The sequence below is a fragment of the Microbispora sp. CA-102843 genome, assembly GCF_050936215.1.
GTDB lineage: Bacteria > Actinomycetota > Actinomycetes > Streptosporangiales > Streptosporangiaceae > Microbispora.
This window is the reverse complement of sequence record NZ_JBNJNF010000001.1, coordinates 2,272,358-2,297,989: the sequence shown is the minus strand read 5'-3', so window position 1 is coordinate 2,297,989 and position 25,632 is coordinate 2,272,358. Positions and strand designations below refer to the sequence as shown.

Below are 25,632 nucleotides of genomic sequence, written 5' to 3'. Positions count from 1 at the left end.
AAGACGGCCGCCGATCTCGCTAGGTTGAGGCGTCGTATCAAGCCGAGCGGGCGCGGGGCCGGGAGTCCCGGCCGGTCCGCGCCCGCCCTTCCTGCTGATGCTCAGGTCAGCCGACGATCTGCAGCAGCGTCTGCTTCCTGGCCGCCGCGGGCTCGGTCAGGCGCTGCACCTGCCGGCCGTTCCCGTCGAGCACGACCAGGGTGTTGGCGGTGCGCCCGGCGACCCGGACGACCAGGCGGCCGTCCCGCAGATAGAAGGCGCCGATGAGCGAGCCCTGCACCGGGACGGCGACCTTCTTGCCGGTGGCGACGTCGACCACGGCCGGGCGGAAGCCCCCCGGCCAGGAGCCGTCGCCCCCCGGCGCGTTCCGCGACAGCGGCGCCACGACGACCTTCGAGCCGTCGGGCGACAGGCTCTGCACGTGGTTGGCGAGGCCGACGCCCTTGACCTTGATCGCCTTGCCGGTCTGCACGTCGAGGCGGTACACACCCTCGGTCGTCCCGGCGTACCCGGCGAGGTAGCGGCCGTTGGCCGACCAGGCGAGGTGGCAGACCCCGAGGGTCGTGCCCGCCTTCCGGCTGCCCTTGCCGTCCGCGCCGACGACCGAGACGGTCCCGGCGTCGGAGTTGCCCTTCCCCACGTACGCGACCCGGGCGGAGTCGGGCGACCAGACCGGGGTGAGGCACGGCGCTCCGGCCCCGGCGCCCTTGGCCGCGGTCGTGACCGTGCGGCCGTCCCCGATCCGCACATACCCGGCGTCGGTGATCCAGGCGAGCTTCCTGCCGTCCGGCGACGCGGAGAACTGGCCCGTCATCGGCATGGCGCCCAGCTTCGTGAAGCCCTTGCCGGGCTCGTAACGGCTGACCGGGTAACCCTTGCCGTACGACAGGTAGACGGCGACCCCGGTGAGAGGCTTCGGCGCGGCGGCGGCCTCGGCCGGAGCGGCGGCGGCCGCGGGAGCGACCAGTGCGGCCGTGAGCGCGGCGGCGGAGAGCAGGCGAGTGTTCATCACATTCCAATTCGTCGACGTTGCCGTTGTTCGACGCCTCGCGTTCCGGGCTGGTTCGCAGCCGCTCGATATCGGAACCCCTGCCGCCGGGAACGGTGCGCCGGGTGCATGGGTCGGCCCGGCGGTTCCGGACAGTAGCGGGGAAGACGGTCAGCGCTGCGCGGGCAGGCGGCCGGAGTCGACCGAGTCGAGCACTCGCGCTGCGGCTCCGAGCGCGGCGGCGCCGTAGCCGAGCGTGGACACCTCCAGCCGGCAGCCTCCCCCGCCGGGGGCGAGCACCCTGCCGTACATCTCCTCCTCCGCGCACCCGACGAGCCAGGGCGCCAGCGGCACGTAGTAGCCCCCGAGGATCACGACCTCCGGGTTGAGCATGTTGGCCACGGCGGCCATGCCCCTGCCGAGGTGGCGGCCCACGTCCTCCAGCAGCGCGAGGATGTCCTGCTCGCCGTTGCGGGCGCGCCGCACGACCTCGTCGATCTCCAGTTCGAGCTCGGACGGCGAGGCGTCGGGCGCCGTGTGGGCGAGGATCGCGCCGACTCCGGCGACGGCCTCCAGGCAGCCGCGCCGGCCGCACCGGCAGGTGGGCCCGGCGGGATCGAGCTCGATGTGGCCGATCTCGCCGCTGTAGCCCTGCCCGCCCCGCCTGAGCCGGCCGTCCATGACGATGCCCGCGCCCACGCCGACCTCACCGGTCACGTAGACGAGGTTGGCGGCGTTGCGGTGGGGCCCGAACCGGTGCTCCGCCAGGGCGGCGAGGTTGGCGTCGTTGTCCACGAGCACGGGGAAGCCGGGGTCGCGCAGCGCCTTGGTGAGGTCGCCCGCGAGGTCGGCGTCGCGCCAGCCCAGGTTGGGGGCGACCCGGACGATCCCGTTGACGTCGACCAGTCCGGGCACGGCCACGGTCAGGCCGAGCACCTGGCGGGCCTCCTTGGTCATCCGGCTGACGACCCGCCGGGCGAGCGCCGCCATGGCGACGACCGCCTGGCCCGCGCTCGAGGTCCCGCCGGGGAAGGACCGCCGCCAGTTCAGCAGTTCCTCACCCTTGAGGTCCACCGCGACCGCCGTGATGTAGTCGACGTTGACCTCGATGCCGATCGCGGCGTACGGCGAGCCGTCCAGGACGAGCATGGTGGCGGGCCGGCCGACGCGGTGCTCGGTCAGGCCGGTCTCGCGCAGCAGGCGCCGGTCGATGAGGTCGGCGACCAGGCTGGAAACGGTGGCCTTGTTGAGGCCCGTCGAGGCGGCGATGTCGGCACGTGAGCAGGGCGCGTTCTCCCGGACGAACCGCAGCACGACGGCGAGGTTGGTCGCCCGTACGTCGGTGAAGTCGGCCGGCTGTGGCCCGTTGTGCGATGTGATCAATGTCCGCCCCGTTCCCGCTCGGGCTCATCATGCCGCAATTGCGAGCAATTTGACACGACAACGGCGGCCGGAATGGTGGCACGCACGGACGCGCGGGCCGCGCCGCGCCCGGCTTGGCACCGACCACCGGTCCCAGCGCCTCCCGGGTAACCTGGTGGCACTCGCTCCTCCGACATTTGTTTGGCTAAGGAACTAACTAAAAGACTACCGTGGAGCGCCATGTGAATCCAGGGGCAAGCACCCGGACGGGATGAGCGGGCGCCGGCGGACCCGCGGTCGGCGACCCTCGGCCGGTCGCGGCAAACAGAGTGCAAACGGGAATCAACTGCCACAGGCGAGTCTGGGCACCGTGAAGAGGGACATATCGCATTACCTCGGCGAGTTGCTCGTGTGGGAGATCGAGGACTATCTCCGGGCCCGCTCAGCCCGGCCGGAGCGGGCCCGGGTCGCCCGCATCCGGCTGCCCGACCGGTCGGCGGCCGAGGTGGTCGCCGCCGACCTGGAGGCGGGCGGCAGTTTCTACGCCGCAGCCAGGCGTGCCGTGGCGCTGGGCATGACCCTGCCGGACGACTTGTTCGGCCTGGTGACCAGGGACGAGCACCCCGAGGTGTTCGAGGCCGTGCCGGGGACCACGCTGCCGCCGAAGCCCGAGGGCGAGGGGTTCCTCATCATCCGCCTGGTCGCGTTCGAGTCCTGACGCACAGCGTGAGGGCCTCCCGCGGGTGTGAATCCCGCACGGAGGCCCTCACGACCGTCAAGGTGGTCCGCTCTAGCGGGCGACGGCGCCCGTGACCTCTCTGTCGACAATTTTGGTCGCACCCGCTTCCCGGGCGCAGTGCGCGCAGCAGAACCAACGGCCGTCGAACTCGGAGCCGTGGCCCACGATGCGGCACCCGCAGTGCTCGCACACGGGCGCCATCCGGCTGATGGCGCACTCGAAGCTGTCGAAGACGTGCACCGCCCCCTGGGTGTGCACCTCGAAGGCCATGTCGTAATCGTTGCCGCAGACTTCACAGGTAGCCATGGTTTCCCCCCGTCGACTCACGGTCGAGAGGGGAAATACCCGCGCAAACCTGCGCGAACACCGGCTCACAGGGCGCCGAGCAGGGCTTTGGCCACGGACTTGGCCCCGGTGGCCGCCTCCTTCGGATCCATGAGCACGGAGTCGGACGCGTTGATCGGCGTGTTCTCCGGACGGTCGCTGCCGGACACCAGCACCCATATGACGTTCTTGCCGTCCAGCGCGTAGATCTCGTACCGGTTGGACTGGGCCGTGTCGGTGCGCTGCCGGATCGCCTGGCCGAACGCGTCCTGCCCGAAGCCGGGCAGCTTCTCGACCTTGCCCCACCGGATGCCGCCGATCTCGCTGCTCTCCGTGAACCTGGTCTTCGAGCGCTGGTCGACGAGGTAGTAACGGGCGGACTCCGCGTCCCAGAAGGTGTGGACGGCGACGCGCAGGTTGCGCCACCGCACCTTGCCTCCGCCGAGCGGCAGCTTGTCGTTCCACCACTGGCACTGGCTGACGTTCGAGTTGCCCTCCTTGCTCCGCACCGCCGCGCCCTCGGTATCCGGCACCAGGGTGGCGGCCAGCGTCTTGAGGCTCACGCAGGCCCGGGGCAGCGGAATCCGGGTGGGCGAGGGCGACGGCGACGGGCTCGGCTTGGGACGCGCGTGGTAGGGCAGCGGATTGCCGGCACGCCAGGCGGTCACCGACTTCGCGAGCTGCCCGAGCAGGCCCTTCACCTCCCGCAGGGCGTTCTCCTCGTTGATCGACTGCGTGCTCTCCGTCGACAGGAGATCGGACTCCTTCTTCTTCTGGCTCGCCTCGAACTTCACCTGGAAGACCACGTCGCCCACCCGGCCGATTCCCTGGCCGAAGGAGTACCAGTACTGCTTCCCCTCCCGCGTCCACTGGTACTGCGCGGCCGCCTCGTCCCCGATGCCCTGGTACTCCTGGGCCGCCGAGTAGTAGTGCTCCTTGTCCGAGTGGGTCGCGCCGTACCTGTACTGCCTGAGCTCACCCTTGTATTGGATCTTCGCCGCCTCCATCGCCGTGGTCGTCCCGAGCGCCTCGTACTTGGACACGTTGACCGTGATCTCGCGGCTGCGGGTGACGTCCTTGTACGAGATGTTCCGGTTGACCCAGCCGCACGTGTAGCGGACGTAGCTGACGAGGCTGTCGCCGCGGTTGTCGTTCGTCGAGGAGTCGATCGTGGCCCCCGGCACGAGGCGCTCGGCCTCGTCGGGGTCGACCATCGAGCACACGTCGGCGGTCGCCGCCACCGGCACGGCCGACGCCGACTTCTTGGCCGTCGCCGCCGCCGTCGAACCCGCCTTACTGGGCGTCCCCGTCTGGCGCAGCGTCATGAACGCGAACGTCCCCCCTGCCACCACCAGCACGGCGACGACCGCCACCACCGGCAGCACCCACCCCCGCCGCGCCGGGGCGGAAGGCTGGGTCGGCATCTGCCACAGTTCGGGCGGAGGCGGCGTCGCCGCCTGCCAGCCCTGCCCCTGCGGCCCAGATAGCGGAGCGCCCTGCCCACCGGGCGGCGGATAGGGATAGGGATTCGACTGAGGCGACTGCGGCGGCGGCCCCGCCGGAGGCCAACCCTGCCCACCCGGCACCCCCGGATACGCGCCAGGCTGCTCACTCGGCTGAGGTTGGCCGGGCTGGGAGTACGGGCCGGCCTGCCCGCCGGGATACGGGCCGAAATTCGGCTGCGGGGCCGGCTGACCAGCGGGCGCGGCCCCCGGATACGCGCCGGGCTGCGGCTGCGGTCCGGGCTGGGGACCGGCGGGGTACGCGCCCGGCTGAGCCTGCGGCCCGGGCGGAGAACCGGGATATGGGCCCTGCTGGGGGCCGGCGGGGTACGCGTTCGGCTGAGGCTGCGGCCCGGGATACGGGCCGGGATACGGACCCGGCTGGGGGGCGGGATACGCGCCCGGCTGAGGCTGCGAACCGGGATACGGGCCGGGCTGGGGCGGCTGACCGGCGGGCATCCCGGGCGGGGGTCCGGGCTGGGCGCCGTACTGGACGCCGGGCTGTGGGCCAGGCTGGTCATTGGGCTGGGCACCGGGCGGCGGGCCGTACGGGGGCGGGTAGGGCGGAACTCCCGGGCGGGGGTGGCCCTGCGGCGGGTACGGCGGCATGCCCTGCTGGGGACGGTCGTCCCGGGGAGGCGTCTCGCCGGGCTCGACGGGGGCGTCGTCACCGCTGGTCATGGGGGTCTCCTACAGATGCAGAGCGGGAGGTCACCCGAGCCCGATGCCGACGAGTTCGGCGGCGCGCTCGGCCGTGCGCCGATCGGCCGGGGTGACCGAGGGGTCACCGGCGCGCCGATAGGCGACCTCGACGATGAGATTGCTGAGGCGGAACCAGACCGTGGCCCCGGTGGTCCCGGCGGCGGGGTCGGAGGAGTCAGAGGTGAAGGCCTCGTCGGCGATGCCGGGCCGGTCGCGGGCGGCGGCGCCCCGCGCGGCCCGCTCCGCCGCGAGGTCGCGGGAGGCCGCCGCCTCCCCTTCCCCATCGGCCGGCAACCGGTATCCAACCGTGATCGTCCCGTCGTGGCCGGTGGTGTGCTCCTTCCACGCGCATCGCCCCTCGGCGGCGGGTTCCCCACGTGGCGTGGCGCCGAGGAGGTCGCGGATCTGCTCCTGGGTCAGGCTGCGGCAGGCGTCGGGTGCGGCGGCGAACCGCCCCGAGCCGCCCTGTTTCCCGGGAATGAGAAGCCAGGCTCCCAGGCCCGCCGCGAGGCCGACCACGACCACCAGGGCCGCCACCACGACGAAGCGCCACCTTCCGGCGGGCCGGCCGGCGGGAGCGGGGGCGGGCGGCGCGGCGGCGGCCCGCAGGGCCTGCCGTACGACCTCGGGCGGCGGACGCCGCGCCGGATCCTTGTCGAGCAGGGCGAGCACGATCCACGCGAGCACCCGCGAGGCCCGAGTCATCGGCCTGGGCTCGTGGAGCAGGACGGCGGCGACGAGCGCGGCGGCCATGCTCCGGTGGAAGGGCGGCTCCCCCTCGACGGCGGTGTAGAGCGTGGCCCCGAGGGACCACAGGTCGGAGGGCGGGCCGTCCGGCTCGTCGCGGAACCGTTCCGGGGCCATGTAGTTGGGCGAGCCCGCCGAGCTCTGCCAGGAGTGACCTGCGCCGCCGAGCGGCGCGGCGATCCCGAAGTCGGTGAGCAGGGCGCGGCCGTCCGGGCCGATGAGGACGTTGGCCGGTTTGACGTCGCGGTGCAGGACGCCCCGGGCGTGGGCCGTCTCCAGCGCGTCGAGCACGGCCAGCCCGATCTCGGCCACGCGTTCCGAGGCGAGCGGCCCGTCCTCCCGGATGATCTTGTCGAGGGAGCGGCCCTCCACCAGGTCCATGACGATCCAGGGCTGCCCGGCGTGCCCCACGACGTCGTGGACCGTCACGATGGACGGGTGGGTGAGCCGCCCGGCCGCCCGAGCCTCCTCGACGGCTCTGCCGAGGAAGTCGGCGCGCTGCCGGTCGTCCAGGTCCGGCGGGACGCGCATCTGCTTGATCGCCACCTCCCGGCGCAGCAGCTCGTCGTGGGCTCGCCAGACCGTGCCGCCGCCGCCCTCGCCGAGCGGTTCGGCGAGGCGGTACCGTCCGGCGAGCAGGTCCACGGCTAGCCCAGCCCCCTCAGGCCCTCGGCCGCCGACGCCGCCGCCGTGACCGCGCGGTCCCGCAGAGCGGTCGGGGAGCTCACGTCGAGATCGGCGTACCGGAGCCGGAGGACGAGGTCGCCGAGCCTGAAGTACACGTAGACGGCCTGTGCCCTGCCCTCCGGCGTGGTGAGGTCGACGGCGAACGCCTCGTCGCCCACATCCGGCGTCTCCCGCCCAGCCGTCTCGATGGCCGGGGTCCTGCTGTCGAGGCCGATCTCGTACCAGAGCCAGCTCACGTCACGCGGCCCGGACGCGTACTGCCTGCGCAGCCCCTCCATGAGCGTGTGCGCCGAGGCCGTGTCGAGCCCCCACGGCTCGGGGGTGTCGGAGTCGGTCTCGGCGCTCAGCTCGACGCCGCCGCCCTTGACGGTCCACTGGCAGCTCGCCTCCCCCGGCCGGGCCTTCGGCGCAGCGCCCAGGATCCGCCGCACCTCGTCGGCCGGCAGCGACCGGCACAGGTCCACGGCCTTGTCGAAGGTGGGCGAGACCCGGCGTACGGGGTCGTCGCTCGGTTCGCCTGCCCTGACGGAGAACACGACCGCCGTCGCGGCGATCGAGACGGCCGCCACGGCGACGGCCCCGGCCGCGTACCACCAGCGGGGACGCCGCTTCGGCGGCTCGACCCGGAGGCCGTGCCGGCGATCCAGGTCCGGCGTGCCGCCGTCGGCCACCTGGCGCAGCAGCGTGAGCGCGGTCGCCGCGTCCGGGCGGGCGCCCGGCTCGCGCGCCATCATCCACGTCAGCAGCGGGCCGAGCGGCCCCGCGAGCACCGGCGGACGAGGAGCCTGGGTGAGGGTCGCCCGGATCACCTCGGAATGCGAGCCCTGGTAGGGGGCGACGCCCTCGACGGCCGTGTAGAGGGTGGCGGCGAGCGACCACAGGTCGGCGGCCGGGCCGCCGGGCTCGCCCGCGAGCCGTTCCGGCGCGATGAATCCCGGTGAGCCGACCAGCAGGCCGGCCTCGGTGATGGACGCCTGGTCGGCCGGGCGGGCGATGCCGAAGTCCGTGAGGAGCACCCGCCCGTCGGCGGAGAGGAAGACGTTGCCCGGCTTGACGTCCCGGTGCTGCACGCCCACCGCGTGCGTGGCCGACAGCGCGTCGAGCAGGCGGGCGCCGAGGTCCGCCACCTGCCGGTACGGTAGCGGCCCGTACGCGGCGATCTGCCGGGCGAGATCGTGGCCGTGGAGCAGCTCCATGACGATCCACGGCCTGCCGTCCTGGAGGAGCACGTCGTGGAGCGCGACGATCCCGGGATGCCGGACGCGCGCGGTGACCTCGGCCTCGCGCATGACCCTGGCGATCAGCTCGGCCCGCTCGCGCTCGCCGAAGCCGTCCGGGAGGCGCAGTTCCTTGAGCGCCACCTCGCGGTCGAGCACGGAGTCCCTGGCCAGCCACACCGTGCCCATGCCGCCGGAGCCCAGCGGGCGCACCAGGTGGTATCGCGAGGCCAGCGTCCCCCTCAGCGATTCGGCCATATCGGGGAGAATAGCGAAAGCGTGATCGATACGCCCGCCGCGCACGGAACCGGCCTCACCGCCCGACAAAGAACCGGTAACCGGTACGGCGCGGATCACCGTGAGCCGGGGAGGACACGGCCGATCGGGGTATCCCATTCGTCGCCGGTCAGGCCACGTCGTCAGAGGGAGCGGAGCCAGCGGAGATGGTGTGTCATGCAGCGCTCACCCGCGTGGCCGGGCTCGCCGCGGCGGCCGTGCTCACGATCGCGGTGCCGGCGGTCCCCTGGTCCGCGGCATCCGCGACCACGGCGCCGACCTCCCACGGCTGGGGATCGGGCGGCGGGCAGGGCGGCGACATCAACGCCAACCGGTCCAGCATCAACGTGGGCAGCGGCAGGAACATCAGGAACTACCTGGCGTTCGGCAGTCTGAAGAACGGAACCGGCCTGCAGCAGGCCACCATAAGCGTGAGCGGCGCCAGCAACTCCCAGGGCAATTTCTGCAAGCGGCGGCCCCGCGTCTGCAACACCCGCCAGAATGCGTGGTTCCACCGCCCCGGCGCGGGCACCAGGTGGTGAACGCGCCGCCGCCCGCTCCCGATCGTCACGCCGGCCTGAACCCGCACAAGCGGAACGCCCCGCGCGCATACGCGCGGGGCGTCCGCCGTTCTCACTCGGCCCTCACTCGACGCCTCAGCTCAAGCCGAGGTCCTTGATCCGGACGTCGCCGGTGAAGACCAGGTAGACGTCCTTCACGCCGTTCGCGCCGGACACGGGAGCGGACGCGGTGGCCCAGGAGTAGATCCCGCCGGTCGCGGCGACCGGGATCGTGGCCACCTTGGCGCCGTTCGGCGAGCCGAGGCGCACCTCGACGGTCCCGCCGCCCGTGGAGGCCACCCCGGCCGTCACCGTGCGGGGCTTGCGGAGCTGGACGTCCTTGAACGCGATCCAGCCGCCGTTCGCGCCCGCCACCGCGTCGCCGCGGACCTTGGTCTCGTCGACCAGGTGAATGCCCGAGTAGTCGTCGAAGTCGACGGCCCGGGTGGTCTTCGACAGGTCGCGGTGCGGGATGTTCTCACCCTTGACGTTGATCGTCGCCCGCTGGCGGATGTTGGCCGAGGACGACCCCACGAGCACGTCGTGGGTCGCGTTCTCGACGGCCCACTTGTTCCGCGTGACGTCCCATAGCGCGAGATCGCTCTTCTTGACGCTGAAGGCGACCGTCTTCGTCTGCCCCGGCGCCAGCGTCACCCGCTGGAACGCGCGAAGCTGCTTGACCGGCTGCTTCACCCGCGAGCGCTGCTGGTGGGTGTAGAGCTGCACGACCTCGTCGCCGGCCCGGGAGCCGGTGTTGGTCACCTTCACCGAGACCTCGTACGCGTCGCCCTTCGGCACCGCCTTCAGCCCCTGGTAGGAGAACGAGGTGTACGACAGGCCGTACCCGAACGGGTAGAGCGGCTTGCCCTGGTAGTACAGGTACGTCCGGTCCTTCTTGACGATGTCGTAGTCGAGGATGCCCGGCAGCTCGTCGGCCGACCGGTACCACGTCTGCGTGAGCCGGCCGGCCGGGTTGACGTCGCCGTACAGCACGTCGGCGAGGGCGTGCCCGGTCTCGGCGCCCGCGTGGGTGGTCCACAGGATGGCCGGGACGTTGTCCTGCTCCCAGTTGATCGTGGTCGGGTAGCTGTTCTCCAGCACCACCACCGTGTTCGGGTTGGCCGCCTTCACGGCCTTGACCAGCGCCTCCTGGCCCGCGGCGAGGTTCATGTCGGTGCGGTCGTGGTCCTCGCGGCCGTTGATGAACGGCATGCTGCCGACCACGACGACCGCCACGTCGGCGGCCTTGGCCTTGGTCACGGCGTCGTCCACGCCGCGGGAGACGACCTCCTTGGCGTAGTGCGTGGCCTGGTCGGCCGTGGTGAGGCTGAGCGTGCCGTCGGCCGCCGCCTTGACGTACTTGTTCGGCCCGAACCAGTCGTAGGCCGTCTCGTAGCCGGCGTACCGCAGCAGGGAGGTGCCGTCGGACTGCTGCTCCAGCGTGAACTGCTCCTGCACGAACCAGCCGGACGGCTGGTCGGCGGTGTTGGCCAGCGTGGACCAGTTGGCCCGGCTGACGTACTTGCCGTTGGCCACGCTGCGCAGCGTCAGCACGCCCTGACCCCAGTCGAACGCGTCGAACGTCGAGGTGTCGCCGACCGAGGTGGCGCTCTCCTTGAGGTCGCCGCCGGCCGCGGGAGCGCTGATGTACTTCCCGGTGGCGACGTCCTTCAGCGCGATGCGGTCGACGCCCTCCGAGGAGGCCACCGACGCCGCCCGCTCCTTGATCCCGTCGAGCGGGGTCACCTTGTACGGCAGGCTGCCCGAATACCAGTCGGTGTAGAGCACGTTGGCCAGCGGGCCGACCACGGCGACCTTCTTGCCGGGCTTCAGCGGCAGCGCGCCGCCGGAGTTCTTCAGCAGCACCATCGCCTTGGCCGCGGTCTCGCGGGCCAGCTTCTGGTTCGCCGGGCTGTTGACCACGTCCTTGGTGATCTTCGCGTACGGCCCGCCGTCGGGGTCGAACTCGCCGAGCCGGAAGCGGATGCTGAGCTGGTGCCGGACGGCGTCGTTCACGTCCGACTCGCTGAGCAGCCCCTTCGACAGCGCCTCCTTGACGGCCGTCACGGTCGGACCGCCGTTGGTGTCGTCCACGGTGAAGCTGTCAAGCCCCGCCTTGATCAGCGCGGCGTCGGCCTCGGCCTGGGTGGCGTAGTACTTCTCGGAGTTGACCAGGTTGTTCGGCGCGCCGGCGTCGGTGACGTTGAACAGCGTCCGGCCGGTCCAGGAGCGGACCGCGTCGTTCAGGTCGGGGTTGACCGTGTTCGGCCGGCCGTTGACGAGGTTGTACGACGCCATCACGCCGGTCGCCGCGTCCGCCTCGATGGCCGGCTTGAAGGCCGCCTCGTCGTACTCGTGCTTCACCCGCGGCGGCAGCTCCGACGACGAGGTGTCGCGGGTGACCTCGTTGTTGTTTGCCAGGTAGTGCTTCAGCGTGGGCGCCGTCTTCAGGTGGTCGGGGTCGTCGCCCTCCAGGCCCGAGCCGTACGCGGTGGAGATGGCGCCGGTCAGTGCCGGGTCCTCCGAGTAGCCCTCCTCGTTGCGTCCCCAGCGGGGGTCGCGCAGCAGGTTGACCACGGGCGCCCAGAGGTTGAGCCCCCACACGGTGGGGTTCTCGGCGTGGTGGCCGCGGGCCTCGTCGCCGACGGCGGAGCCGACCCGCTTGATCAGGGCGGTGTCCCAGGTGCTGGCCAGGCCGACCGCCTGGGGGAAGACGGTGCCCTTGGCCGTGACCACGGCGCCGTTGTCGGTGTAGTCGGTCGACCAGGCGACGCCGTGCAGCGCCTCGGTGCCCGTCTTGAACATCTTGATGCCGAGACGGTCGATCGCGGGGGCGTACTGGTGCAGCATCGCGACCTTCTCGTCCAGCGTGAGCCGGCCGAGCAGGTCGTCGATGCGCTGGGCGAGCGGCAGCGACGGATTGCGGAACGGATAGTCGTCGGCCGCCCTCGCGGGGCCGGCGCCCAGGCTCAGTGCCAGAGCCAGGGCGGCCGACGCGGACAGCATCGCCGAACGGCGATGGGACATTGCGCCTCCAGGTCAGGTAGTGACGCGTTACTAGGGGGGTGTTACTTGATGGCGCCGACCGTGATGCCACGGGTCAGCGTGCGCTGGAAGATCAGGAAGAAGGCCACGGCCGGGATGATCCCGAGCAGCGCGGACGCGCTGGACATGGTGGCGTCCATCATCTTCTCGCCCTGCAGGACGCCCAGGGCGACCGGCACGGTCTGGTTGTCGTTGGAGATGAGGAACACCATCGGCAGGAAGAACTCGTTCCACGTCCAGATGAAGAAGAAGATGAGCAGCACCGCGAGGGTCGGTCGGCTGATGGGCACGACGATGCCCCACAGCGTCCGCCACCTGCCGGCGCCGTCGAGCTCGGCCGCCTCCAGGATCCCCCGGGGGAACTGCCCGAGCACCGACGAGAGCAGGTAGGTCCCGAAGGCCGCCTGGATCACCGTGAAGATCAGGATGACGGCGAGCTTCGAGTCGTACAGCCCCACCTCCTTGGACAGGTAGTAGAGCGGGTAGACCAGCGCCTCCTGTGGCAGCGTGTTGGCGACCAGGAAGAGCACGAGGATCCACAGCCGGCCGCGGACCTTGCCGATGCCCAGCGCGTACGCGTTGAGCACCGACAGCACCACCGCGGCGACCGCGACGACGCCGCTGATCAGGAGGCTGTTCCAGAGCTTCAGGCCGAAGTCGACGCGATCCCAGAAGGTGACGATCCCGTCAAGGTAGAGCCCGTGGGGCAGGCTCAGCGGGCCGCCCGAGGAGTATTCGGCCGGGGACTTGAACGCGTTGAGCGTGACGATGACGAAGGGGAAGAGCATCACGACCGCGAGCACGACCAGTGCCGCGAGCACGGCCCACCGTCCCGGCTGGCGGAAGTGGCGATCGGTGGTCACGATTCACTCTCCTGGTCACGCTCCTGGACCCGCAGGAAGAGGAAGGTCACCACGACGATGATCAGGGCGAGCACGGTCGCGATCGCCGAGCCGTACCCGACGTTGACCTTCTGGAAGAAGTTCAGGTAGGAGAAGTACGACGGCACCATGGTCGCGGAGCCGGGTCCTCCCCTGGTGAGCACGAAGATCGGCCCGAACACCTTGAGCGCCGCGATCGTGCAGGTCAGCAGCACCACGAAGATCTCCGGCCGGATCTGCGGGATCGTGATGTGCCAGAACCTGCGCCACCATGAGGCGCCGTCGATCTCGGCCGCCTCGTACAGCGAGGGGTCGACCCGCTGGAGCCCGGCCATGAAGATGACGACCGGGTAGCCGAGCTGGAACCACACCATGATCGCCATGACCGTCGCCAGCGCGATGTCGGGGTCGCCCAGCCAGTTGACCTTGAGCCCGAAGATCTGGCTCACCGCGCCGTACGACGGGTGGAGCATCCAGCCCCAGACCACGCCGGCCACCGCGACGGGCAGCACCTGCGGCAGGTAGAACGCCGCGCGCAGGGCCGAGGCCGTACGCCCGCCGAACCGCTTGGCGATGTAGTCGAACAGCGCGGCGGCGAGCACCAGGCCGATGATCGTCGGCACCACGGCCATCGCGACGATCAGTGCGACGTTGTGCTGGAAGGACGCCCAGAAACGCTCGTCCTTGAACAGCTTGGTGTAGTTGTCGAGCCCGATCCAGGTGGGGGTGCCGACGCCGGACCAGCGGGTGAAGCTCGTCGCCACGTTCATCAGGAACGGGACGACGATGATCGCGAGGAACAGCACCAGGCTCGGAACCAGGTAGAGCCAGTAGCCGCCCCTCCCGCGCGGGCGCGCCGTGCCCGCGCCGGGTGGTGCCATGTGGAGACCTTTCCAGAAGGGGGCCCGGCGGCGGGGACCGGTCAGGCAGCCCCGCCGCCGGGGTCGGAGGGAAAAGTGGGTCCCCATGCCCGGGGACCCACCCTCTGCCTAGCGGGATGTCCACGAACCTTGGCCGGGTCGGTCACTGCGCCGGAAGGAACCTGCGGTCCTCGCGAAGCCCGCTTCGCTGGGCCTTCGCTCCGGTCCTCGCTCCCTTCCGCTCCGCTCCCTCGATCCCGATGCTCGTTTGTGGACGGCGCACTAGTTGCCGATGTCGGCCAGGTTGTCGTTGTACGGCTGGGCGATCTCGTCCAGGACCTCCTCGGGCTTCTTGTCGCCGTTGATCAGTTCCTGGACGCCCGCGACGAGCACGTCGTAGTAGCCGGGAGCCGGCCAGTCAGGGTAGAAGGCCAGGCCGTCCTGCGTCGAGAGCTTGTTGAAGTTCTCGATCAGCTCCTTATTCTGCGTGTCGGTGATCGCCGACGGGTCGGCCGCGACCGGGACGCCGCCCGAGTTGCCGAGCAGGTTCTGGATCTCCTTCTTCATCGTGATGTCGATGAAGTCGTAGGCGAGCTCCTTGTTCTCGGACTTCTCGGGCACGACCCACAGGTTGCCGCTGGAGCCCGGGGCGAACTGGCCGGGCCACAGGAACGAGCCCCATTTGAAGTCCTTGATCTCCTCGGCCAGCCGGCCGAACCACCAGCTGCCCGAGACCATGATCGGGAACTTGCCGCCGATGAACGCCACACCCATGTCCTCGGCCTTCATGCCGGCCGAGTCCTTGCTGATGTACCCCTTCTTCACCCAGTCGGAGAAGGTCTGGGCCGCGTAGGTGAACTCGGGACCGTGGAAGTCGACCTTGCCCTTGTAGAGCTCGAAGGAGTCGATCCAGGCGCGGTTGGCCTTGTTCAGCGCGAGCAGGTAGAACAGCTGCTGGGCGGGGTACTCGGCGCCCGCCATCGCGATCGGGGTGGTGCCCTTCTTCGCGAACGCGTCGAGCGCGGCGGTGAACTCGTCGAACGTGGTGGGCACCTTGACGCCCGCCTTGTCGAACATGTCCTTGTTGTAATAGACCATCACGTACTCGCCGTAGTTCGGCACGCCGAACCACTTGCCCGAGCCCATGATGCCCCGCTCGTCATACTTCGCGGTGGTCTGCAGCGACGGGCTGAGCAGCTTGTCCCAGCCGCGCTTGGTGGCCTCCTCCGTCAGGTCGGTGAGCAGGCCCTGCTTGGACAGCTGACCGGCCGTCGCGTTGCCCTTGTTGTACTCCATGATGTCGGGCGCCTCGTCGGAGTTGAGGACCATGGACGCCGTCTTCTGGATCTGCTCGAAGCCCTTCTCCTCGAACTTCACCTTGACGCCGGGGTGGCTCGCCTCGAACTCCTTCATCGCCTCGGCCCAGGCGGTGCCCATGGCGCTGTTGCCGGTCTCGTAGTGCCAGAGGGTGAGGGTCTTGCCCTCGGCGGAGCCGCCGCCGCTGCCGCCCTCGGATTTATCGGAGGATCCACCGCACGCACTGAGCGCCAGTGCGGCCGCGGCCAGTGCCGCCACCGCCGCGCTCCTGCCTACTCTGAACATGGTCTTTCTCCAGGGGGGTTTGTCTAGTTGATGACGACCGGGGCGCCGGGGCCGACGAACTCGACGCCGTCGATCTGCTTGGGGCCCTCGGCGGTGACGACCAGCCTGTCGCCGTCCCGCACCGCCGTGACCGTCGTGTCCCCGTCCAGGTCCCTGATCGTCGTACGGCTCTCGCCCTCCGGCAGGCCGAAGGCGAGCAGTGAGACCCGGGGGTCGTCGGCCACCGTGTCGCCCGGCTCGGTGACCGGGATCAGCGAGCCGTGCCGTACGAACAGGGGGATCTGGTCGAGCGGCGGCGACACCGTGACGTAACGCCCGCCGTCGACGGCCTCACCCGTCCAGTAGTCCACCCACACCCCCGAGGGCAGGTAGACCTTGCGGGTGCCGTCGGCGGAGGTCATCGGCGCGACGAGCAGGTCGGTGCCGAGAAGGTACTCCAGGTCCGCCTGCCAGGCCACCGGGTCGTCCGGGTAGTCGACGCACAGGGCGCGCAGCATCGGCGCGCCCGTCTCGGCCGCGGTGACGGCCGCCGAGTAGATGTACGGCATGAGCCGATACCGCAGCCGCAGTGCCTCGATCGCGCCCTGCTCGGCGTGCGGCGGGAACTCCCAGGGCTCCCGGGTGGTCGTGCCGTGGAACCGTACGAGCGGGGACAGCGCGGCGAACTGCGACCAGCGGATGTAGAGGTCCGGGCTGGGCCTGCCGGTGAACCCGCCCGCGTCGTGGCTCCAGAAGGGGATGCCGGAAAGGCCATGCGACAGCCCGCCCCTGATCGTGCTGCCCATCGCGGAGTAGGTGGTGTCGACGTCGCCGCTCCACTGGGCCGAGTGGCGCTGGCCGCCGAGGTAGGACGAGCGCGCCCAGACCAGGGTGTGCCCGTTCACCTCGCGGGTCGCCTCCGCGACGATGTCGTTGAACAGCAGCGTGTAGACGTTGTGCAGTTCGGTGCCGGTCATGCCGTTGAAGGCCACGGCGTCGGCGGGGACGCCCTCGGCGAAGTCGGTCTTGAACGCCGCCACGCCCTCGCGCAGGCGGTCGCGCAGCAGTCCCTTGAACCACTCCACTGCCTCGGGGTTGGTGAAGTCCACGATGCCGCAGGCGGGGTAGGAGCCGTGCCAGGTGTCGGCGACGTACGTCTCGCCGTCGGGCCGCTTGAGGAAGTAGCCCTTCTCCGCCGCCTCGGGGAAGGCCGGGCTGAGGTGCGAGATGTAGGAGTTCATCCAGAGGCAGACCTGGAAGCCCTGCTCCTTGAGCGTGGCGAGCATGCCCGCCGGGTCGGGGAAGGTCTCGGGGTCCCACTGGAGGTCGGACCAGTGCCCGTCCGCCTGCCAGTAGCAGTCGAGGTGGAGCACGTCGCAGGGGATGCCCCGCTCCCTGATCTTCCTGGCGCGCTCCAGCACGCGCTCCTGGCTGTCCCTGAAGAAGCCCGAGGAGATCCAGGTGCCGAACGCCCACTTCGGCGGCAGCTCCGGCCGGCAGGTCAGCCCGTCGAACCGGTCCAGGACCTCGGCGGGGGTCGGTCCCGCGATCACGTAGTAGTCGATGAGGTCGTCGGGCACGATGATCTGCACGGCGCTGTGGGTGGACTGGCACATGTCGAACTCGACCGGCGTGCCGCTGTCGACGCAGATGCCGTACCCCCTGCTGGACAGATAGAAGGGCACGTTCTTGTACGCGCGCTGCGACTCGGCGCCGAACGCGTCGAAGTTCCACATGAGCGGGCGCTGGCCGCGCTTGTCGAGCGGCGTGAACGACTCGCCGAAGCCGCCGAACGCCTCGTCGGCCGGGGCCACGAACGTGTCGTGGTAGGCGACGGGGGCGCCGTCCACCGTGGAACGGCCGAACGGCAGTGTGCGCAGCCGGCCGCTGATGTCGGGATGGCCCGGGTCCTGCTCCACCAGCGTCCGGCCGGCCCGGTCGGTGAAGCGCAGGTTCCAGGGGTTCAGCCGCACCTCGGCCCGCAGCGACCCGGCGTCGACCACCACGCGGCTGTGACTCGCCTCCACGACGGCCTCGCCGTACTCACCGGGGGTGACCATCGAGATCGCGCGGGAGGACCGGGTGCGCGCGTCGGGATCCTCCGACAGGCGCACCCGGATCACCCCCTCACCCGCGACCGTGATCTGCACGACGAGCGTCTCCTCCGCCGAGGTGGAGCCCTTGAGCGTCACGCCCTGCCCGTCGGAGGCCACCACCTCCGCGCTGGTCAGCGCGGACAGGCCCTCCTCGCCCGGCTCGCGTACCGGAAGCTCGGGAGGATCCGCCACGAAGAACTCGCGCGCGATCAATGGGGGACGGTACGGCATTGCGGCACTCCATCGGCTCATCCAGCGATTGTGGAGTTAGTTTGCCGTCCATCCCAACAAAGGTCAATGGGTCGGAGCTGCTCCGGATTTGTCCAAGTTATTCCGATTGATGCCTGCCTGGGGTAATGTGACCGCAATCCCCCGTCTAGGTAGGTGACATGGACAGGTTCGTGCACGTGATGCCGCTCGACGACGTGATCGACCACGAGGGCAGCCCGGAGTGTGTCTGCGGCCCGGGCGGTCAGCCCGTCACCGCCGCCGACCTCGGCGAGCCGCTCCCGCACGCGGAGGGCGACGCCCTCGCACTCGGCTGGTCCCGCCCCGCCGTGGGCGTCATCTATCAGCATCACTCACTCAGTCCCTGCCGCGAATGGGAAGCCATCCCCGAACACTGAGCCGATCCGCGCCCCTTAATGACCGCCAATCACCGCCACTTTCCCGAACTCACGGTAATTGCCTGACAACAGTCAGTAATGTCTCCGCCATGCCTGGTTTCGATCACGAGATGCCGCTCGAACTCATCCGCAACCGGCCCGAGACCACCCTGGAGCTGCTGCGTCGCGTGCCAGGGGTCGACATCCCGCCGCATGCGACCGCCCGCCTGGAGACGGTCGACTGCACCCAGGCGCCGATCGAGTTCCGGGCCGATTCGGTCGTCGTGCTCCGAAACGAGACCGGAACTGCGCTGATGGCCGTCATCGTGGAGGTGCAACTCGCCAGAGATTCCGGCAAGCGGTTCAGCTGGCCGGTCTACGTCACGACATTGCGGTCGCAGCACAAGTGCGACACCGCACTGCTGGTCATCTGCCCGAATCGGTCGATGGCCCGCTGGTGCGAGAGGACCATCCGGCTTGGCCCGAACGGCGCCGTCACGCCGCTGGCGATCGACCCGAGCCGCATGCCCCTGATCACCGACCCCGACCAGGCCCGCGCCTGCCCGGAACTCGCGGTGCTCTCGGCCGTGGCACACCCCGACGAGGCCGACGACGAGCCGGTGCTGGAGGCGATGCTGGCGGGGTTGTGCTCCCTGGATCAGGATCGAGCGAGGATATATTTGAGCTACGTGTTCAGCTCGCTACCGGAAGTGACGGCCAAGCGTCTGGAGGAGATGGTGACCACCATTCAGGACTTCGAATACCTCGGAGAGAAGTACTTCTCCCACTGGCTGGACAAGGGGCGCGCGGAAGGACGCGAGGAGGGCCGAGCGGAAGGCGAGATCGAGGCGATCCTCACCGTACTGGACGCCCGCGGCCTGGATGTCTCCGACGACGCACATCAGCGCATCCGCCGGTGCCACGACCTGGACCAGCTGAAGAGCTGGATCCGCAAGGTCGCCGTCGTCAGCTCAGTCGAGGAGCTGTTCACCGAGTAGTACTGGCCGCTGACCGACTCGGCGCCGGAAGATCTTCAGACCGTCCCGTCGTCGTGGCTTGCGGCCCGGCCTGTATGCCGGGGCGGGCCGCCCGGGGGGGTTACACCCCGCGAGACGGCCCGCTCGGCATCAACCGGCTACGGGGTCCACTTGACGTTCGGGTTGAGGTGGCCGGTCCAGTCGAAGACGGCCATGTTGTCCCACTGGTTGCCGGTGCCGTTGATGTTCGCCGGATCCCAGCCGTTGCCGGACACCGCGTACCACGTCGGCTCCCAGTAGAAGACGCCGACGGCGCCCGCGCTGCGCGCGGTGTCCTGCACCGCCGCGAACTCGGCGCCCTGCCCCTGCCAGGTGAGGCCGTACCCCGAGCATCCCGACGTCACCGAGTTGCCCTCCCCGTCGGCGTTGTTGGGAGTGAACGGGTAGGCCGTCTCGGCGATGACGACCGGCTTGCCGTAGCGGGACCGCATGTCCGAGATCACGCTGGACAGGTTGGACAGCGTGCCGTGCCACATGCAGTAGTACGACAGGCCGGTGATGTCCCAGGACACCCCCTTGGCCTTGATGCCGTCGTAGAACCAGCGGGCGTGGGCGTCGCTGTCCGCGTCCGCGGTATGGATGATCACCTGGGTGCCGGAGTTGCACGCCTTGGTCGCGTTGTAGCCGGCCTTGAGCAGCAGGCTCAGGTTCGTGAAGTCGTTGTTGACGACCTTGCCGTCGTTCCACAGCATGCCGACGTTGATCTCGTTGCCGATCTGCACGCTGTCGGGGGTGCTGCCCTGCGCCTTGAGGCTGGAGCACACGTCGTAGGTGTAGTTGTAGACGTCGGTCTGCAACTGGCTGATGCCGTGGCTCGCCCAGGCGGCGGGCTTGTACTGCTTGCCGGGATCCGCCCAGGTGTCCGAGTAATGGAAGTCGACGAGCAGCTTCAGGCCCTTGGCCTTGACCGTCTTGGCGTACTGAAGGACCTTCGCCTTGTTGTTGTAGCCGCTGGCCGGGTTGTTCCAGATCCGCAGGCGGACGTAGTTGACGCCGACGCCCTTGAGGATGTCCAGGGGGTCCTTCTGGTTGCCGCTCGCGTCGTAGTACTTCGCGCCCAGGTCGAGGGAGCGCTGCACGGAGGAGACGTCGGCGCCGAGCATGGTCAGTGTGGTGGCGGCGTGCGCCGGTTGTGCGGCGGGGAGCACCGCGGCGGCACACAGGGCGAGCGCCGCCAGGAGTCTCTTCATGGGTCCTCCGGTTGAGGAGAGGATGGGTGGACGCCCCCGAACCCCCCGCCGTCACGAGGTCAGGTCGTCACGGCGAGGGAAGCTTCGATACTCAGCGGCGGCCGAACTGCCGCAGGGCGGGCAGTGCCCGGTCGTCGAAGCCGAACAGGGCCTGGTTCTCCCAGGCGTTGCCCGACGCCGGGTCGGCGGGGTCCCAGCCGTTGCCCTTCACCCCGGTCCAGGTGGCCTCCCAGTAGAAGGCGCCCAGCCCGCGCCCGCCGGGCACCGCCCGCACGATGCTCATCAGGTCGCGGGCGAACGCCGCCTGGCCCGCGGGGGTCGCCGGATAGCCGGGGTACGGCTCGGCGGAGGTGACGTTGTTCTCCCAGCCGTCGTCGTCGGCGGTCGTGAACGGATAGGCGGTCTCGGCCACCACGACCGGCTTGCCGTACCGCGAGGCGACGTCGAACAGGTTGGCCTGGAACGCGGCGAGCGTGCCGTGCCAGTACGGGTAGTACGACAGCCCGATCACGTCGTAGCGGATGCCGTTGGCGGCGGCGTTGTCGAACCACCACCGGTAGAGGCCGTTGTCGGCGCCGTTGGCCAGATGCAGCACGACCTTGGTGCCGCCGGAGACCGCCTTGACCGCGTCGTATCCGGCGTTGAGCAGGGCGGCGAGCTGCGGCCAGTTGTCCCAGCGACCGTCGGGCCACAGCAGGCCGCCGTTGAGCTCGTTGCCCACCTGCACCATGTCGGCCGTCGTCCCCTGCGCCTTCAGCGCGCTCAGCACGTCGTACGTGTGGTCGTAGAGCGCCTGCTTCAGCTCGTCGAACGACAGCGACTCCCACGCGGCGGGCTTGTTCTGCTTGCCGGGGTCGGCCCAGGAGTCGGAGTAGTGGAAGTCGACCAGCAAGCCGAGGCCCTGGGCCTTGGCCCGCTTCGCGATCGCCAGCACCTGCGTCTTGGTGTTGTAGCCGTCGGCCGGGTTCACCCACACCTTGAGTCGGATGTAGTTCAGCCCGCCGCGCCGCAGGATGGCCAGTGCGTCGCCCCGGCGGCCGTCGGCGTACCGGTAGACGCCGCCGAACGCCTCGGACTTGGCCAGGCTCGACACGTCGGCGCCCCTGATCGCGAGGCGGGCCGCACCGGGCTCTAACCGCACGTCGTCGAAGTTCGCCCAGGCGCCGGCGGGGGCGTCGGAGTAGAGGTTGCCGGAGAAAAGGCTGATCGTGCAGCGGTGCCGGGTCACCATGGCCGAGACCGTGATCTCGACCCAGTCGGGGGTGACCGGCAGTTCAGTGCGCGCGTCGTCGCCGCCGCAGTCGCGCAGACCGACGGAGACCGAGCGCTGCCCGCCGCCGGAACGGACCCAGGCCCGCAGGGTGTAGGGGCCGTCGGCGAGCCGGGTCAGCGCCTGCGCGGTCTCCACCCGGTAAGCGCCGGACGCGTGGTGAGTGAGGCGCAGGCTGCCCGAATGGCCACCGGGCTCGGTGAAGGCCGCGCCTGCCGTGCCGGTGGACCTCCAGCCGCCGCCGGTTTCGAAGCCGCCGTCGGCGACGGCCGCGGCGCCCGCCGACGCCGGGGCCGCTGTCGTGATGAGTGCGGCGGCCACGCACAGCAGGGCCGTCAGGAATCGAACCATCGGATCCTCCGGTCAGGAGAGGACGTCAGCGGAATCTCCCGGCCCCCGGCGCCGCACCGTCGGTCAGGTCCGGCGCGGCGCCGGGGGAGCTTATGTGCGGACGACCACCACGCCCCCCGCGGGCACCGTCGCCGAGCCGGTGTAGGCGATGCCGTCGAGCACGCCGGTGCCGGTCACCTCGCCCACCGTCACCGGCTCGTCGGCATGGTTGAGGAGGAACAGATGGTCGCCCCGCCGTACGAGTTCCAGCGTGTCGGGCAGGCCGCGCGGCCGGGACACGCCCGCGTGGTCGAGCACCCGGGCGACGAGCCCGCGCAGACCCGATTCGGCGTCCAGCGCGGTGGACACGTACCACGCGGCGCCCGCGCCCAGGTCGTTCCTGGTGACGGCGGGGTGCCCGGCGTCGGGCCCGTCGGCGAACTCGTGCACGGCCCGCGCCCCCGCGAGGCGTACCCGCTCCGACCAGATCCGGCCGGTCGCGGTGGACGGGCCTGTTCTGGACGGGCGCAGGGTGACGGTCCCGTTTTCGCGGAGGGGGTGGAACTCCTCGACCGACACGCCGAGCACCTCGCGCAGCGCCCCGGGGTACGGTCCCGGGTGGATGGTGTCGTTCTCGTCCACGATGCCGGAGAAGTACGAGACCAGCAGGTGGCCGCCCGCCTCCACGTAGCGGTGCAGGTTCTTGGCCGCCGCCTCCGGCAGCAGGTACGCGCTGGGCGCGACGACCAGCCGGTACGGCGACAGGTCGGCCGACGGGTGGACGAAGTCGACGGTCACGTGCTCCCGCCACAGCGCCTCGTAGTAGGCCTCGACGCGCTCGCGGAACCGCAGGTCGGCCGAGGGTCGCCACTCCAGTTCGAGCGCCCAGTAGGACTCCCAGTCCCAGACGACCGCGACCTCGGCCGCCACCCGCGCGCCCCGGACCCCGGCGAGCCGGCGCAGGTCCGCGCCGAGCGCGACCACGTCCCGCCAGACCTGGGAGTCCGGCCCTGCGTGCGGCACCATCGCCGAGTGGAACTTCTCCGCGCCGTATCGGGAGGCGCGCCACTGGAAGAACATCGCCGAGTCAGAACCGCGCGCCACGTGGGCGAGGGTGTTGCGGCGCATCTCCCCCGGCCGTTTGGCGAGGTTGCGCGGCTGCCAGTTGACCGCGCCCGTCGAGTGCTCCATCAGCATCCAGGGGCGGCCCCCGGCCACCGACCGGGTCAGGTCGGCGGCCATGGCGAGTTCGATGTGCGGTTCGGCCCGGCCCGAGTCGAGGTAGTGGTCGTTGGCCACCACGTCGACCTCCGCCGCCCAGCGCCAGTAGTCCATGGGCTTGCAGTTGGGGATCATGAAGTTGGTCGTGACGGGCAGGTCGCTGAACCGGCGGATCGCCTCGCGCTCCCTGCGGAAGCAGGCAATGTGCGCGTCGACCGAGAACCGCATGAAGTCGAGCTGGAGCCCGGTGAGCAGGCCGACCGGCGCGGTGACGGGCGGCTCGACCTCCTCGAACGAGCCGTAGGTCAGCCCCCAGAAGGTGGTGCCCCAGGCGGCGTTGAGCGCGCCCACGTCTCCGTACCTGTCCCGCAGCCAGGCGCGGAACGCCTCGGCCGACGTCTGGCAGTAGCAGTGGGCGTTGGCCCAGCCGTACTCGTTGTGGACGTGCCACATCGCCAGGGCGGGGTGGCCGGCGTAGCGCGCGGCGAGGGCGGCGACGATCCGCTCGGACGCGGCGGCGTAGTCGGGCGAGCTCGGGCAGAAGCTGTGCCGGGAGCCGCCGCCGAGCACGTGGCCCTCCCTGTCCACGAGGCGGCTGCCCGGGTAGCGGCGGCGGAACCACGTGGGCGGCGAGGAGGTGGGGGTGCCGAGGTCGGCGTACACACCGGCCGAGTGGAGCAGGTCGAGGATCCGGTCCAGCCGGGAGAAGTCGTACTCGCCCTCCTGCGGCTCGATCAGTCCCCAGTTGAAGACGCCGAGGGTGACCAGGTTCACCCCGGCCTCGCGCATCAGGCGGACGTCCTCCCGCCACACCTCCTCCGGCCACTGCTCGGGGTTGTAGTCCCCGCCGTAGGCGAGGCCCTCGGGCAGGACGGGATATCCGGGCACGTCTCCCCCTCGATTCTGCTCTGTGAACGTGCACAGTAGCGCACAACCCCCATGGCGAGAAGGTGTGACAGATTCGCACTGATCAGAGCGGTCCGTTAACAACCGCGTAACGACCATTGACAGCACTGAGGGGACCTCTCAGTCTGTGAACGCTCCCAGATGTTTCAGCCTCTTCATCCCCTCCCCCATCCGCCTGGAGGAACATATGCGCGTGAACCGGTTAGCAGTGGCGGCGGCCGCGATCCTCACCGCCGCGCTCTCGACCGCCTGCTCCGGCGGCTCCGAAGAGCCGTCCGAGCAGGCCGCGAGCCAGAGCGCGGCGCCGGCCGGCCCGGTGAAGCTGACCTACTGGACCTGGGTCCCGAACATGGACAAGATCGTCACGGCGTGGAACCAGGCCCACCCCGACATCCAGGTCACGGTCAGCAAGCAGGCGGGGGGCGACGACGCGGCGGCCAAGTTCCTCACCGCCGCCAAGGCGGGCAACCCGCCCGACCTGGTCCAGGCCGAGTATCAGATGCTGCCCTCCTTCGTCGCCGCCGACGCCGTGGCCGACCTCAAGGCGGAGACCGCGCAGGCGAAGGCCGAGTTCGGCGAGGGCATCTGGGGGCTGGTGACGCTCGGCACCGACGCCGTCTACGCCCTCCCGCAGGACAGCGGGCCGATGATGCTCTACTACCGGAAGGACCTGTTCGAGAAGTACGGCATCGAGGTGCCGAAGACCTGGGACGAGTACGCCGAGGCCGCCCGCGCCGTGCACAAGAAGGACCCCAAGGTCTTCCTCGGCACGTTCTCCAGCAAGGACCCGGGCTGGTTCGCCGGGCTCTCCCAGCAGGCGGGGGCGCAGTGGTGGTCGATCAGCGGCGACGCGTGGAAGGTCGCGGTGAACGATGAAGCCACCAAGAAGGTCGCCTCCTACTGGGGCGGCCTGGTGAAGGAGGGCGTCATCGACGGCATGCCCTACTTCACGCCGGAGTGGAACAAGGCGCTCAACGACGGCAAGCTGCTCACCTGGCCGTCGGCCGTGTGGGGCCCGGGCGTGCTGTCGAGCAACGCGCCGAAGGCCAAGGGCAAGTGGGCCATCGCCCCGCTGCCGCAGTGGAACGCGGGTGAGAACTACAGCGGGTTCTGGGGCGGCTCCTCCACCGCCGTCGCGGCCAAGTCGCCCAACAAGGCGGCCGCCGCGAAGTTCGCCACCTGGCTGAACACCGACCCGCAGGCGCTCGGACTGCTGATCAAGGAGGGCGCGGTCTACCCGGCCTCCGCCAAGGGCGCCGCGCTGATGAGCGAGGCTCCCGACTACTTCTCCAACCAGCCCGACTTCTGGAAGCAGGCGGCCGACATCGGCGCCACCGCCCGCGGCTTCACCTTCGGCCCCAACGTGGGCGTGACGTACAACGCGTACAAGGACGCCTTCGACAAGGCCGTCGCCGCCAGGTCCGACTTCGCCGCCGCCGTCCAGAGCATGCAGGACGCCACCGTCGCCGACATGCAGAAGTCCGGCTTCACCCTCGCTCAGTGATC

The 25,632-nt window shown here is 70.4% G+C and carries 19 protein-coding genes; 5 read left to right on the top strand and 14 right to left on the bottom strand.

What is annotated here, in order from left to right:
* Positions 1 to 106: 106 nt before the first annotated feature.
* Together ACQEVJ_RS10710 and ACQEVJ_RS10705 are read right to left on the bottom strand one after the other, a co-directional pair.
* Entirely contained in the window at positions 107 to 1,009 is a 903-nt protein-coding gene (locus ACQEVJ_RS10710) for a hypothetical protein (protein ID WP_433099699.1), read from the bottom strand.
* Between the two features lie 150 nt (positions 1,010 to 1,159).
* Positions 1,160 to 2,371 carry an ROK family protein gene (locus ACQEVJ_RS10705; RefSeq protein WP_433099697.1) on the bottom strand — a complete coding sequence of 404 codons (1,212 nt, stop codon included), beginning with the start codon at positions 2,369 to 2,371 and terminating at the stop codon, positions 1,160 to 1,162.
* A gap of 349 nt (positions 2,372 to 2,720) precedes the next feature.
* On the opposite strand from ACQEVJ_RS10705, the gene ACQEVJ_RS10700 reads away from it, so the two are divergent.
* Positions 2,721 to 3,068 carry a hypothetical protein gene (locus tag ACQEVJ_RS10700; protein WP_433099695.1) on the top strand — a complete coding sequence of 116 codons (348 nt, stop codon included), beginning with the start codon at positions 2,721 to 2,723 and terminating at the stop codon, positions 3,066 to 3,068.
* 72 nt (positions 3,069 to 3,140) lie between these two features.
* Here ACQEVJ_RS10700 and ACQEVJ_RS10695 read toward each other — a convergent pair whose 3' ends face one another.
* The 4 genes from ACQEVJ_RS10695 to ACQEVJ_RS10680 all read right to left on the bottom strand — a co-directional run bounded on the left by ACQEVJ_RS10695 (position 3,141) and on the right by ACQEVJ_RS10680 (position 8,526).
* Entirely contained in the window at positions 3,141 to 3,395 is a 255-nt protein-coding gene (locus ACQEVJ_RS10695; protein ID WP_357045726.1) for a hypothetical protein, read from the bottom strand.
* A 65-nt stretch (positions 3,396 to 3,460) separates the two neighbouring features.
* On the bottom strand, positions 3,461 to 4,837 hold the full coding sequence (locus tag ACQEVJ_RS10690; protein ID WP_433099693.1) for a hypothetical protein: 1,377 nt from the start codon (positions 4,835 to 4,837) through the stop codon (positions 3,461 to 3,463).
* A gap of 789 nt (positions 4,838 to 5,626) precedes the next feature.
* Entirely contained in the window at positions 5,627 to 7,009 is a 1,383-nt protein-coding gene (locus tag ACQEVJ_RS10685) for a serine/threonine-protein kinase (RefSeq protein WP_433099691.1), read from the bottom strand.
* Between the two features lie 2 nt (positions 7,010 to 7,011).
* Entirely contained in the window at positions 7,012 to 8,526 is a 1,515-nt protein-coding gene (locus ACQEVJ_RS10680) for a serine/threonine-protein kinase (RefSeq protein ID WP_433099689.1), read from the bottom strand.
* 185 nt (positions 8,527 to 8,711) lie between these two features.
* Between ACQEVJ_RS10680 and ACQEVJ_RS10675 the strand changes: the two genes are divergently transcribed.
* Positions 8,712 to 9,086: a hypothetical protein gene (locus tag ACQEVJ_RS10675; RefSeq protein WP_433099687.1), complete on the top strand. Its 375-nt coding sequence runs from the start codon at positions 8,712 to 8,714 to the stop codon at positions 9,084 to 9,086.
* A 114-nt stretch (positions 9,087 to 9,200) separates the two neighbouring features.
* Here the strand turns inward: ACQEVJ_RS10675 and ACQEVJ_RS10670 are convergent, their stop codons facing one another.
* The 5 genes from ACQEVJ_RS10670 to ACQEVJ_RS10650 form a co-directional block, all read right to left on the bottom strand.
* The gene (locus tag ACQEVJ_RS10670; RefSeq protein WP_433099685.1) at positions 9,201 to 12,131 is read right to left on the bottom strand and encodes a glycoside hydrolase family 3 C-terminal domain-containing protein; all 2,931 of its coding nucleotides are present in this window, start codon (positions 12,129 to 12,131) and stop codon (positions 9,201 to 9,203) included.
* 41 nt (positions 12,132 to 12,172) lie between these two features.
* Positions 12,173 to 13,012 carry a carbohydrate ABC transporter permease gene (locus ACQEVJ_RS10665; RefSeq protein ID WP_433099683.1) on the bottom strand — a complete coding sequence of 280 codons (840 nt, stop codon included), beginning with the start codon at positions 13,010 to 13,012 and terminating at the stop codon, positions 12,173 to 12,175.
* Positions 13,009 to 13,911, bottom strand: a complete 903-nt coding sequence (locus ACQEVJ_RS10660; protein ID WP_433099681.1) for a carbohydrate ABC transporter permease — start codon at positions 13,909 to 13,911, stop codon at positions 13,009 to 13,011. Before ACQEVJ_RS10660 ends, ACQEVJ_RS10665 begins: the two co-directional genes overlap by 4 nt.
* 261 nt (positions 13,912 to 14,172) lie before the next feature.
* Complete coding sequence (locus ACQEVJ_RS10655; protein WP_433099679.1) at positions 14,173 to 15,492, bottom strand: ABC transporter substrate-binding protein; 1,320 nt, start codon at positions 15,490 to 15,492, stop codon at positions 14,173 to 14,175.
* A gap of 23 nt (positions 15,493 to 15,515) precedes the next feature.
* Positions 15,516 to 17,798 carry a TIM-barrel domain-containing protein gene (locus ACQEVJ_RS10650; RefSeq protein WP_433099677.1) on the bottom strand — a complete coding sequence of 761 codons (2,283 nt, stop codon included), beginning with the start codon at positions 17,796 to 17,798 and terminating at the stop codon, positions 15,516 to 15,518.
* 158 nt (positions 17,799 to 17,956) lie between these two features.
* Here ACQEVJ_RS10650 and ACQEVJ_RS10645 point away from each other — a divergent pair, with 158 nt between their 5' ends.
* Together ACQEVJ_RS10645 and ACQEVJ_RS10640 are read left to right on the top strand one after the other, a co-directional pair.
* A complete protein-coding gene (locus ACQEVJ_RS10645) occupies positions 17,957 to 18,193 on the top strand; it encodes a hypothetical protein (RefSeq protein ID WP_433099675.1) in 237 nt (78 codons plus the stop codon).
* Between the two features lie 89 nt (positions 18,194 to 18,282).
* On the top strand, positions 18,283 to 19,170 hold the full coding sequence (locus tag ACQEVJ_RS10640; protein WP_433099673.1) for a hypothetical protein: 888 nt from the start codon (positions 18,283 to 18,285) through the stop codon (positions 19,168 to 19,170).
* A gap of 137 nt (positions 19,171 to 19,307) precedes the next feature.
* On the opposite strand, the gene ACQEVJ_RS10635 is transcribed toward ACQEVJ_RS10640, so the two are convergent.
* The 3 genes from ACQEVJ_RS10635 to ACQEVJ_RS10625 all read right to left on the bottom strand — a co-directional run bounded on the left by ACQEVJ_RS10635 (position 19,308) and on the right by ACQEVJ_RS10625 (position 24,108).
* Positions 19,308 to 20,399, bottom strand: a complete 1,092-nt coding sequence (locus ACQEVJ_RS10635) for a glycoside hydrolase family 53 protein (RefSeq protein ID WP_433099671.1) — start codon at positions 20,397 to 20,399, stop codon at positions 19,308 to 19,310.
* Between the two features lie 91 nt (positions 20,400 to 20,490).
* The gene (locus ACQEVJ_RS10630) at positions 20,491 to 22,020 is read right to left on the bottom strand and encodes a glycosyl hydrolase 53 family protein (RefSeq protein ID WP_433099669.1); all 1,530 of its coding nucleotides are present in this window, start codon (positions 22,018 to 22,020) and stop codon (positions 20,491 to 20,493) included.
* A gap of 90 nt (positions 22,021 to 22,110) precedes the next feature.
* On the bottom strand, positions 22,111 to 24,108 hold the full coding sequence (locus tag ACQEVJ_RS10625; RefSeq protein WP_433099667.1) for a beta-galactosidase: 1,998 nt from the start codon (positions 24,106 to 24,108) through the stop codon (positions 22,111 to 22,113).
* Between the two features lie 205 nt (positions 24,109 to 24,313).
* On the opposite strand from ACQEVJ_RS10625, the gene ACQEVJ_RS10620 reads away from it, so the two are divergent.
* On the top strand, positions 24,314 to 25,630 hold the full coding sequence (locus ACQEVJ_RS10620; protein WP_433099665.1) for an ABC transporter substrate-binding protein: 1,317 nt from the start codon (positions 24,314 to 24,316) through the stop codon (positions 25,628 to 25,630).
* Positions 25,631 to 25,632 lie beyond the last annotated feature (2 nt).